The sequence below is a fragment of the Rhizobium laguerreae genome (assembly GCF_019778565.1).
Lineage (GTDB): Bacteria > Pseudomonadota > Alphaproteobacteria > Rhizobiales > Rhizobiaceae > Rhizobium > Rhizobium laguerreae.
Window position 1 is genome coordinate 391455 of the sequence record NZ_JAAXQT010000008.1, and the last position, 11275, is coordinate 402729.

The following is an 11275-nucleotide window of genomic DNA, read 5'->3' on the forward strand; positions in this document are numbered from 1 at the left end:
TCGCCGGGCTCTGGCACCTCTCAGGAATTATCGCTAGGAAGAGGCGGCAGCATTCAGGGAGGAAACTGGCATGGGCGACAATCCGATTTATGAGATCCGCGACGAACGCTTCGGTGCAATGGTCATCGGCAGCGCCGGCCTCGAGGAGCTTTATTCCGGCTGCCGCTGGACGGAAGGCCCGGTCTGGTTTTCCGACCTGAACTGCCTTCTGTGGAGCGATATCCCGAATGAACGCATGATGCGCTGGACACCGGATGGGACCGTCTCCGTCTTCCGCTCGCCCTCCAACTACGTCAATGGCAACACCCGCGACCGGCAGGGACGGCTGGTCTCCTGCGAACATGGCGGCCGCCGTGTCACCCGCACCGAGACGGACGGCACCATCACCATTCTCGCCGACAGCTACCAAGGCAAGCGGCTGAACTCGCCGAACGACGTCGTCGTGCACTCCGACGGCGGGGTCTGGTTCACCGATCCGACCTACGGCATCCTGTCGGATTACGAGGGCCACAAGGCCGAGCCCGAGCAGCCCACGCGCAACGTCTACCGGATCGACCCGGCAAGCGGAGCGATCGACGCCGTCGTCGAGGATTTCATCCAGCCGAACGGCCTTGCCTTCTCGCCCGATGAGACGAAGCTTTATATTGCCGATTCAGGCTCCGCAAAACATGAAGTGCCGCGCCATATCCGCGTTTTCGACGTCACCGACGGCAGGGCGCTTGCCAACAGCCGCTATTTCTGCAGCCTCGATGTCGGCCATCCCGACGGTTTTCGTTTCGATGTCGCCGGCAATCTCTGGACGAGTGCCTCAGACGGTGTGCACTGCTTTTCGCCCGACGGCACCCTGCTCGGCAAGATCAGGGTGCCGCAGACGGTGTCCAACCTCACCTTCGGCGGCCTCAAGAAAAACCGGCTCTTCATCACCGCGACGCGTTCGGTCTATTCGATCTATATCAAGACGACCGGCGCGCAATATCCATAGATCAGACCTTCACCTTGTCGGGGCGGCCGTGCAGCGGCTCGGCGCGGTGCCAGTTCTCCAGGACGCGGCCATCGGTGTGTTTCTGCCGCGCCCAGCGGATGCCGTTCGAGATCACCTTATGCACGGTCTTGTCGTGATAGATCGGGTAGGTCTCGTGGCCGGGGCTGAAAAAGAAGATGCGCCCGCGGCCGCGCTGAAAGGTGCAGCCGCTGCGGAACACTTCGCCGCCGGAATACCAGGAAATGAACACCAGCTCGTCCGGCTGCGGAATATCGAAGGGCTCGCCATACATTTCCGAGGCATTGACCTCGAAATAGGGCGGCAGCCCCTCGGCGATCGGATGCGAGGGATTGACCACCCAGACGCGCTCCAGGTCGCCTTCCGGCGTCTCGCGCCAGGAAAGGTTGGCATTGGTCCCCATCAGCCGGCGGAAGAGCTTGGAATGATGGCCGGAATGCAGGACCAGCAGGCCCATGCCCTTCAGAACGCGCTGCTGCACGCGATCGATCAGCCCGTCGCTGACCTCCTCATGCGCCATATGCCCCCACCAGAGCAGCACGTCGGTATCATCGAGCATGCTGTCCGGCAGGCCTTCGTCAGGATCATCCAGCGTGCCGCGGCGGATTTCGAAATCCGGATGGGCGATGCCGGCGGCGATCGCTCCGTCGATACGATCAGGATAGATATCCTGAACTTCCTTGTGGACCTGCTCGTGGCGCCCTTCGTTCCAGATCGTGACCTTGATTGTCATGTCATTCCTCGATGTGTTTCAAGCGGTTGCCGAACGGATTACCCGGCCGGCGGAATCAAACAGATGGCAACCGGCGCGCTCGGCAGTCAGCGACACGCGATCGCCGGGGCGAATGGTCATGTCGCCTTCCGTGCGTACGACGATCGGCTGCTGCTGCGAACCGACTGTCAGATAGGTCTCCACCCCCAAACGCTCGACGATGACGACCTCGGCCGAAAAATCGCCCTGCCCTTGGGGTGCGAGCTTCAGATGTTCCGGCCGGATGCCGAGCTTCGCATCGCCCTGCTGCACGGCGCCATTGGCGTCTGAAAGGTCGATGGAAAGGCCGAGCGGGCTTTCCAGATGCACCTTGCCCGCATCCCGGCGCGTCGCCGTCATCGGCAGCACGTTCATCTTTGGCGAGCCGATGAAGGTTGCGACAAACTCGTTATTGGGCTGATGGTAGAGATCCATCGGCGCGCCCTGCTGAGCGACGACGCCCTTGTTCAGCACGACGATACGGTCCGCCATCGTCATCGCCTCCACCTGGTCGTGGGTGACGTAGACGACGGTCGCCTTCAGCTCGCGGTGCAGGCGCTGCAACTCGGCGCGCATCTGCACGCGTAACGCCGAATCGAGGTTCGACAGCGGCTCGTCGAACAGGATCAGCGCCGGTTTCTTGATGATGGCGCGGCCGATCGCCACGCGCTGGCGCTGGCCACCGGAAAGAGCGGCCGGGCGGCGGTCGAGATAGTCGGTGAGCTGCAGGATCTCGGCTACACCTTCCACCTGGCGGCGGATCTCCACCTCCGGCACCTTCTTCAGGCTGAGCGAGAAGCCGATGTTTTCGGCAACGCTCATATGCGGATAGAGCGCATAGGACTGGAACACCATAGCGATACCGCGCTTATCGGGCGGCACGTCGTTGATGCGCTTGCCGTTAAGGATGAGGTCGCCCTTGTCGATGCCTTCGAGGCCGGCGATCATCCGCAGCAGCGTGGACTTGCCGCAGCCGGACGGGCCGACGAAAACTGCGAACTCGCCGTCTTCCACGGTGATGTCGACGCCCTTGATGACCTCGAGCGCGCCGTAGAATTTGCGAACGTTTCTGAGATTGATCATCTGTTTCTCTTTCTTGATCTCAGCCCTTCACGCCGCCCGAGAATGTCTGGACGAGGAAGCGCCGCGCAAAACCGAAGGCGACGACGGCAGGCAGCAGATAGATGAATGCCAGCGCGGTCAGCAGGCCGTAATCGATCTCGTTGATGCGCAGGAAGGCGCGGAAAAGACCGAGCGGCAGTGTCTGCAGCTCCGGCGACGACAGGAAGATCAGCGGCAGCAGGAAATCGCCCCAGGCCGACATGAAGGCGAAAAGCCCGGCCGCAGCCAGCCCCGGCAGCGCCAGCGGGATCAGCACCCGGCGGATGCGCTGTATCAGTGTTGCCCCGTCCATCAGCGCCGCTTCCTCGTAGTCCTTCGGCAGCCCGTCGAAGAAGGTCTTCATGATCCAGAGCGCCAGCGGCAATTGCATCGTCGCAAGCACCAAGATCAGCCCCAGATAACCGTCGATGAAGCCGGTCCAGCGCATGATGTCGCGCGCATAGCTGCCGAAGATCGGCCTGAGCACTGCCGCTTCCGCATTGTTCAACGTCAGCAGAAACTTGTAGAGCGGCACGACGAGCGCCGTCGGCGGCAGCACCCGGATGAGCAGGATCGCGTAGAGGAAGGGCAGCTTCCACCAAGCGCGGGTGCGCGACAGCGCATAACCGCCGAGCCCGGAAAGCACCATGACGAGCAGCGTCGCGCTAGCGACCACGAAGAGCGAGTTGAACAGCCACTTCGCCCCGTCCTCCTTGGTGAAGACCCTGATATAGTTGGCGAAAGTCCACTGCTCCGGCCAATGCAGGAAAAGCTGGGCATTGCCGTCGAGCGAGGCAAGCAGCACCCAGAAGAACGGCACCGCGCAGAAGATCGAGATCAGCGACAGCGTCGCATAGGCAACGAGGTCGGAGCGACCCTTGTTTGCAGTTTCGCTCGGGGAAACGACGGCCATGTCAGACCTCCACCTTCATGGCTCGGACATAGGCAATACCTAATACCAGCGAGATGGCGAGCGCGACGACGGCGACCGCAGCACCATAGCCCAGCTGGAACGACGTAAAGGACTGGTTGTAGATATAGATGCTGACGACCTCGGTTGCTCCGCCTGGTCCGCCGCGCGTCAGCGCATAGACGAGGCCGAAAACGGCGATGGTTGAGACGGCCGAGATCAGCATATAGAGCAGGATCGTCGGCATCATCAGCGGCAGGGTGATGCGGCGGAACATCTGCGATGGAGTGGCGCCGTCCATGCGGGCCGCCTCGTAGATCTCCGCCGGAATGGTACTGAGGCCGGCCGTCAACAGGATCATCGCCGTGGCGATGCCGCGCCAGGTGTTGACGACGATGATCATCGACAGCGGGAAGACCTGCAGCCAGTCGGCCGGCGTGATGCCGAAGAAGCTGACGATGCGGCTGAGTGTGGCATTGTCGCCGCCCGCCAGCATCGAGATCCACATGAAACCGGCGACGACTTCAGGGGCCGCGTTCGGCAACAGGATGATCGACGAGAACACCCGCCGAAAGCGGATCGGCCGGCGCAGCGCAATTGCCGAGATCAGGCCGAGCACGAACTGGCCGATCACCGCCGAACCGATGACGAAGACGAAGGTGACGAACAGCGAATTCCAGAACTTCGCGTCGTTGAAAAGCCGCGTGTAATTCCTGAATCCGACGAAACGGGGCCGAAGGGCTGCGGCCCCGGTCAGCGCCTCATTGGTGAAGCTCAGATAGATGGAATAGAGGGCCGGGTAGATGACGAAGGCCAGAAGCAGCACCAGCGAGGGCAACAGGATCAGCAGCCATTGCCGCTCGGCGCGCTTTTCATGAGAGTTTCGGGCCATGGAAGCTCACAAACCTTATCGATGGAACCGGCTTATCGAATGAAAGCGGGAAGACGCGGGCGTTGGCGCCGCGTCTTCCGTCGTGGCGGAAGACAGGGTGCCGGAGCTTACTTGACCATGTCGTCGCCGAGCGTTTCCTTGACGTAGTCGACAAGGATCTTTTGGGCGCCGGCGGCATCGGTTTCCTTGCGCAGCAGCGCTTCGGTGGCGCGCGCCACACCTTCCGAGACCGTACCGAAACCGGAGGCCTGTTTCAGGAACACGCCATTTCCTGCCGCGGCATGGATCGGAACCAGTTCCGTCAGCTTCTGAAACTCGGCATTGTCAGCCGCATCCTTGCTGGCCGGGATGTTGCCGATGCGGGCGGCGTAGGAAACCTGCGTCTCGATCGAGCCGATCTCCATCAGCGCCTTGATCGCCAGTTCCGTATTGGCCGACTTGGAATTGACCGCCCACGGCGCAGCAAGATTGGCAAGCACATACTGGCCGCTGGTCTGGCCGGGAACAGTCCAGGTGCCGACCACCTTCGTCACGTCAGGGATCGGGTTTTTGCTTTCGCGACCCCAGTCGAAAATATAGCACCAGGAGCCGCAGGTGGTCGCGGCGAGCTTGCCGGCCGGGAACATCTGATACTTCGGCACGACCCAGGGCTCGGGTCCGAGCAGCGGCTGCGTCGGCATCAGATCCTTGTCGATCAGTTCCTTGTAGACGTTGAAGACATCCTTGATGCCTTCGCCATTCAGATCGAGCTTGCCGTCGGCATCGACCAGCTGCGGCGTCTTGGAACCGACGAGCAGATGCTGGAAACCTTCGTCGAAGGCGCCGCTTCCCCAGGAGACTCCGGCCGGGAAGAGCAAGCCGTAGGCGCCGGTCTTCTGCTTGATTTCGGCCGCGCGGTCGAGAAGCTCCTGCCAGGTCTTCGGCTGTTCGGTGGAGATACCGGCCTTTTCGAGAACGTCCTTGCGGTAATAGATTTCCTGGATACCGAGCATGAACGGCATCACATAGGTTTCACCATCCGGGCTGACGGCAAGCTCCTTGGCGACGTCATAGAGGTTGGCGTAGCCGTCCCAGGCCTTGAACTCCTTGGTAACAGGCGCGAGGTAACCGGCTTCCACCATGTCGGCGACGGCAGCCGTCGTCGGGATGGAGAATAGGTCGGGCGCGTTGCCGGCGCCGAGCTCGGTCAGGAGCTTGGTAAGATAATCCTTGTCGGGTGCCGGATATTCGATGACCTCGACGGTGACGCCATATTTCTTTTCGATCCGCTCGACCGTCGACTTCATCGCATCGATGCCGGCCTGACCGTGATTTGCAATTCGGATTGTTTCAGCCTGCGCCAGCGTCGAAACCGCGCTCAGCAGAACGGCGCACAGGCCGCCAAGAACCATCTTCTTCAATGGAAGTCCTCCCTTTTTAGAGACAGGGCGCCCTCCAGCACCGGTTGCGAAAATGTACACGCATTCCAAATACTGACAAGATGGTTTTTGAAAAGATTCGAATGCGAGTTTTAATATACTGATATTACTGAGCTATTTAGATATTGCCATCACTATACCGTTTGTGTAATCGTGTGCACAATGCATTCAGGGAGGAATTTTCATGACTAGGAAATTACGCCTCGGCGTCATCGGCGCCGGCTTGAAGGCGGCGGAATATGCCGAGAGCTGGGTCAAGATGCCGGAGATCGAATTTGCTGCACTCGCCGACACCACGGCGGCTTCGCGCCAGCGCCTGATCGACGTCTGCCTCGCCGCTGGCGCACCAGAACCGAAGAGCTTCGAGGATTATCGCCAGATGCTTGCCGAATGCCGGGGCGAACTCGACATCGTCTACGTCTCCACCCCGCATGCCTTCCATGCCGAGCAGGCAACCGCCGTCGCCGAGGCCGGCCTCGACCTCTTCCTGGAAAAGCCGATGGTGACGACAGTCACTGAAGCCGAGAGGCTGATCGCCGCGCAGAAAAAGAGTGGCGTCACCATCGTCACCGCCTTTCAGGGCGGCCTGTCGCCGCTGGTGCTCGACACGCGCCGGCGGGCTCTCACCGGCGAATTCGGCGAGCTGATCGCCATTTCGGGCATGATCTGGGAAAGCTGGTCGTCCAACTACGACGGCCACTGGAAGCAGCAGCCTGACATCTCCGGCGGCGGCTTCATGTTCGATACCGGCGCCCACATGATGAACACCGTCTGCCTACTCGCCAATTCGGATTTCGACAGCGTGTCGGCCTACATGAACAACCATGGCAGACGGGTCGATATCGCCACCGCCGTCTCCGCGCGGCTGAAAAACGGTGCGCTGGCGACACTGACGGCCGCCGGCGAAGGCCCTCCGGGCTGCGCCTCCTACATCACCTTCTTCTATTCGAAGGCGATCGTGCGCATCGACGCCTGGGGTGGCTGGCGCGAGATCAGTATCGGGCGGACCGCCGAGCCGCGCGAGGAAGCCGAGATTCTCGGCAACCCGATGAAGAATTTCCTCGCCATTCGCGAGGGAAAGATGGAAAACTCCGGCTCCGTTGAAATGGGCCTCAGATTCGCTAGGCTATGGGATGCAATCAAGGAATCGGCAGCGGCCGACGGCGCTTCCGTCAGGATCGTCGCCCAATAGGCGCTGAAGATGAGCGGTATGAGCAGACGGCGGATCACCTCGAAGGAACTGGCGAAACTCGCCGGCGTCTCCTCCGCCACCATTTCCCGCGCCTTCTCGCCGGATTCGCGCATTGGCAGCGCCACGCGCGACCGCATCCTCGCCGTCGCGCGTGAACATGGCTACCAGCCGAACGCGATCGCCCGCTCGCTGAACAACCAGCGTTCGCGGCTCGTCGCCCTGGTCGTCAATGCGATCGGCAACCCTTGCGAGGCCGAGGAGCAGCAGCTTCTCGTCCACCGCCTGCAGGCGAGACAATTGCTGCCGATCATCCTCTGCTGCGCCGATCATTCCGACCGGCTGCAGCTGATGCGCCTTGCCTCGACTTATCAGGTCGATCACGTCGTCGTCTTCTCCGACATGGTGTCGATGCAGGATGCCGTCGATATCTTCCATACGACGAAGCCGATCATCGTCTCCTTCGAGCCGCTCGAAAACGAAAACGTCTCCAGCATTCGCATCGACGGCGCTGAGGCCGCCGACGAGATCATCGGCAAGATCGTCCGCGACGGCAAAAAGCGTTTCGCCTACCTCTCCGGCACCAATTCAAGCTGGATCGACAAGCTCAGGCGAAAATGGTTCGCCGATGCGCTGGCCAAGCGCGGCCTTGCCTTCGAGGTCCAGGCCTTCGGTGACTACTCCTATGATTCCGGCTTCAAGGAAGCCGTGCTCCTGCTGCACAGGGATAAGGTCGACGCCATCATCTGCGGCAACGATGTCATGGCGATCGGTGCGCGCGATGCAGCCCGCCGGGTGCTCGGCAAGAACACGCCTGATGATATCGCCATCGTCGGCCAGGACGGCATTGCCATGGCCGCCTGGGATTGCAACGACCTGACCACGCTGAGCCTCGACCACGTCGCCTTCATCGATGCCGTCGTCGAATTGATCGAACGGCATGACGCCGAGATCGAAGGTCCGCACAGCATCACGCTCACCTGCACCGCCCGCTGGGGCTCGACCGCCTGAAGCATGTTGCCTGGAATTGTACAGCGGTTGCGGGGTGACGACATGCATGAAAAAAGCTAAAGCGCGTCGCATGAATCGAATTCGCTGTGACGTACTTTAGCTGCTCGCTCATCCATTGCGTCCAGGAGGAATACCGATGACCAGATTTTCACGCGCCGAGAGGCGCCGCAATGTCCCTGATGCCGTAACCTGGAGAGCCTGAAATGCGTTCCGTCGTTTCTTTCAACGAAGGCTGGAGTTTCCATGAGGGCTTCGGCCAGCGTTTGCTCGAAGCTTTTGATGCTGCTAGGTCGGTCAGCCTGCCGCATACCGCCGTCGAACTGCCCTTCAGCTATTTCGACGAGACCAGCTATCAGCGCGCCTTCACCTATCAGAAGGTGTTGCGCTGGCTGCCGGAATTCGAGGGCCGCGAGGTTTCGCTCGTCTTCGATGCCGCCATGGCCGACAGCGTCGTCTATCTGAACGGCGAAGAAATCATTGCCCATAAGGACGGCTACACGCCCTTCGAGGCCCGCCTCACCGGCAAGCTCGTCAAGGGCGAGAACCTCGTCACCGTCAAGATCGACGGCAGCGAGAACCCTGACATTCCGCCTTTCGGCGGCCGCATCGATTATCTGACCTATGCCGGCATCTACCGCGACGTCTGGCTGAAGGTCACCGACCCGGTCTCGATCCGCAATCTCAAGATCGAAACCACCGACGTTCTGCGCCCGGAGAAATCGGCGACCATCCGCGTCGACATCGCCAATCCCGAGGGCCGCAGCTTCTCGGCGACCGTCACCGCCACGCTGAAACAGGCCGATGGCACGGTGGTCGCCACTGCCGCGACCGAAACGATCGGCAGCCGCACCACGCTCTCCTTTGGCGGCCTCACCGGCATCGCCCTCTGGGACATCACCGATCCCACGCTCTATGACGTCACCGTCGAGCTCAGGACCGAACACGGCTCCGACCGTATTTCCACCCGGTTCGGCTTCCGCACCGCCGAATTCACGCCGGAAGGTTTCCTCCTGAACGGCAAGCCATTGAAGCTGCGCGGCCTCAATCGCCACCAGGCCTTCCCCTATGTCGGTTATGCCGCCGGCCGCTCCGCCCAGGAGCGCGACGCCGACATCATGAAGACGGTGCTGAAGTGCAATATCGTCCGCACTTCGCATTATCCGCAGTCGAAATGGTTCCTCGATCGATGCGACGCGATCGGCCTGCTGGTTTTCGAGGAGATCCCCGGCTGGCAGCATATCGGCGACGCCGACTGGCAGCAGGAATCGATCGAGAACGTCCGCCGCATGATCGAGCGCGACTGGAACCATCCCTCGATCATCATCTGGGGCGTGCGCATCAACGAATCGCAGGATGATCACGATTTCTACGCCGAGACCAATCGCCTCGCCCGTGAACTCGACAGCACCCGCCAGACCGGCGGCGTGCGTTATCTCACCGAGAGCGAGCTACTCGAAGACGTCTACACGATGAACGACTTCATCCTCGGCAATGAAGAGCTGCCGGGCGCCAACCGCCCGCGCACAGCGCTACGCGCCCAGCAGGAAAATACCGGACTATCGCACAAGGTGCCGTACCTCATCACCGAGTTCAACGGCCACATGCACCCGACGAAGATCTATGACCAGGAGCAGCGCCAGGCCGAGCATGTGCGCCGGCACCTGGAAGTGCTGAATGCCGCCTATGGCGATCCCCATATCTCCGGCGCCATCGGCTGGTGCATGTTCGATTACAACACCCACAAGGATTTCGGCTCCGGCGACCGCATCTGCTATCACGGCGTGATGGACATGTTCCGCGAGCCGAAATTCGCGGCCTATGCCTATATCAGCCAGTGCGACCCTTCCGAGGAGATCGTCATGAAGCCGGTGACCTTCTGGGCGCGCGGCGAACGCAATATCGGCGGCGTGCTGCCGCTGATCATCCTGACCAACTGCGACGAGGTGGAGCTGCAATATGGCTCGCTTAGCAAACGCATCGGTCCGGACCGCGAGAACTACCCGCATCTGCCGCATCCGCCGGTCGTGCTCGACCGTCGGCACTTTACCGCCGATGAGCTTGGCACCTGGGGTCTCGAATGGATCGACGGCACCTTCACCGGTTATATCGGCGGCGAGCCGGTGGCCAGCCTGACGCTGGTGGCCGATCCGTTGCCGACGACGCTGGAAGTGGTTGCCGATAGCCCCACGCTGAAAGCCCGCGAACGCGACAGCACACGCGTCATCATCCGCGCCCTCGACCAGCGCGGCCAGCGCCTGCCCTTCATGAACGATAGCATTTCGCTGAAGGTTCACGGCCCGGCAAGGATCGTCGGCCCGACCAATGTGCCACTCCAGGGCGGCACCGCCGGTTTCTGGCTGGAGGCCACGGGGTTTACTGGCGAAATCACCGTCGAAGCGATCTCCTCGCGGTTCGCGCCGGTGACGCTCGGCGTGACGGCAGGCTAGCGCATAGTCTCCCGAAAATCGAAATCGATTTTCGGAATTATGCGCAAGCTCAAAGTCTTAGAGCGTCCTTAGCGCGTCTTTCGAGACGCACGGCGCTCTAATGGCCCTCACCCGATCCGCGCCTGTGTTTCGGGATCGAAGAACACGGCCTTGTCGAGATTGAAGGCCAGGCGAGTGTTTTGTCCTGGGGCGATGCCGGTATCGGCGCGCAGGCGGGCGACGACGGATTTGCCGCCGAGCTTGGTGACGGCGAAGGTATCGGAGCCGGCCGGCTCCACCACCTCGATCAGGCAATCGCCCTCGGTCAGCGAGCGCGCCTTGCGGTCGGCGCCATCGGGATCTGTCAAGGCCTCCGGGCGGATGCCGAAGATCACCTGTCTGCCGGTATAGGCGGCCAGGCCATTGTTGCCTGATATGACCGGCAATCTCAGCGGGGCGGCATTCGGCCGCTCCAGCGAGACTTCGAGGCCGCCGGCGCCGTTTTCGACGGTGGCGTTGAGCAGGTTCATCGCCGGCGATCCCATGAAGTCGGCGACGAAGATGTTGGACGGGCTGT

Annotated in this window: 10 protein-coding genes; 4 read left to right on the forward strand and 6 right to left on the reverse strand. The window is 61.5% G+C overall.

Features of this window, described 5'->3' with window-relative positions:
* Positions 1-70 precede the first annotated feature (70 nt).
* Positions 71-982: an SMP-30/gluconolactonase/LRE family protein gene (locus HFO71_RS24855; protein ID WP_077979402.1), complete on the forward strand. Its 912-nt coding sequence runs from the start codon at positions 71-73 to the stop codon at positions 980-982.
* Between the two features lies 1 nt (position 983).
* Here HFO71_RS24855 and HFO71_RS24860 read toward each other — a convergent pair whose 3' ends face one another.
* The 5 genes from HFO71_RS24860 to HFO71_RS24880 all read right to left on the reverse strand — a co-directional run bounded on the left by HFO71_RS24860 (position 984) and on the right by HFO71_RS24880 (position 6054).
* The gene (locus HFO71_RS24860; protein ID WP_077979401.1) at positions 984-1733 is read right to left on the reverse strand and encodes a ThuA domain-containing protein; all 750 of its coding nucleotides are present in this window, start codon (positions 1731-1733) and stop codon (positions 984-986) included.
* An 18-nt stretch (positions 1734-1751) separates the two neighbouring features.
* Positions 1752-2834 carry an ABC transporter ATP-binding protein gene (locus tag HFO71_RS24865; RefSeq protein ID WP_077979398.1) on the reverse strand — a complete coding sequence of 361 codons (1083 nt, stop codon included), beginning with the start codon at positions 2832-2834 and terminating at the stop codon, positions 1752-1754.
* Positions 2835-2853: 19 nt separating this feature from the next.
* A complete protein-coding gene (locus HFO71_RS24870; RefSeq protein WP_077979394.1) occupies positions 2854-3765 on the reverse strand; it encodes a carbohydrate ABC transporter permease in 912 nt (303 codons plus the stop codon).
* 1 nt (position 3766) lies between these two features.
* Positions 3767-4654 (reverse strand): carbohydrate ABC transporter permease, encoded by an 888-nt coding sequence (locus HFO71_RS24875; RefSeq protein ID WP_025396134.1) that lies wholly within the window; start codon positions 4652-4654, stop codon positions 3767-3769.
* Positions 4655-4761: 107 nt separating this feature from the next.
* Complete coding sequence (locus HFO71_RS24880; protein ID WP_025396135.1) at positions 4762-6054, reverse strand: ABC transporter substrate-binding protein; 1293 nt, start codon at positions 6052-6054, stop codon at positions 4762-4764.
* A gap of 202 nt (positions 6055-6256) precedes the next feature.
* On the opposite strand from HFO71_RS24880, the gene HFO71_RS24885 reads away from it, so the two are divergent.
* From HFO71_RS24885 to HFO71_RS24895, 3 genes are all read left to right on the forward strand, one after another.
* Positions 6257-7264, forward strand: coding sequence for a Gfo/Idh/MocA family protein (locus HFO71_RS24885; RefSeq protein WP_025396136.1), 1008 nt, complete (start codon positions 6257-6259; stop codon positions 7262-7264).
* Positions 7265-7273: 9 nt separating this feature from the next.
* On the forward strand, positions 7274-8272 hold the full coding sequence (locus tag HFO71_RS24890; protein ID WP_221988543.1) for a LacI family DNA-binding transcriptional regulator: 999 nt from the start codon (positions 7274-7276) through the stop codon (positions 8270-8272).
* A gap of 203 nt (positions 8273-8475) precedes the next feature.
* Positions 8476-10719, forward strand: coding sequence for a glycoside hydrolase family 2 protein (locus HFO71_RS24895; RefSeq protein ID WP_131642956.1), 2244 nt, complete (start codon positions 8476-8478; stop codon positions 10717-10719).
* A gap of 107 nt (positions 10720-10826) precedes the next feature.
* Here the strand turns inward: HFO71_RS24895 and HFO71_RS24900 are convergent.
* Positions 10827-11275 (reverse strand): TOBE domain-containing protein (locus HFO71_RS24900; protein WP_206990240.1); only part of this gene is annotated, 449 nt, incomplete at its 5' end.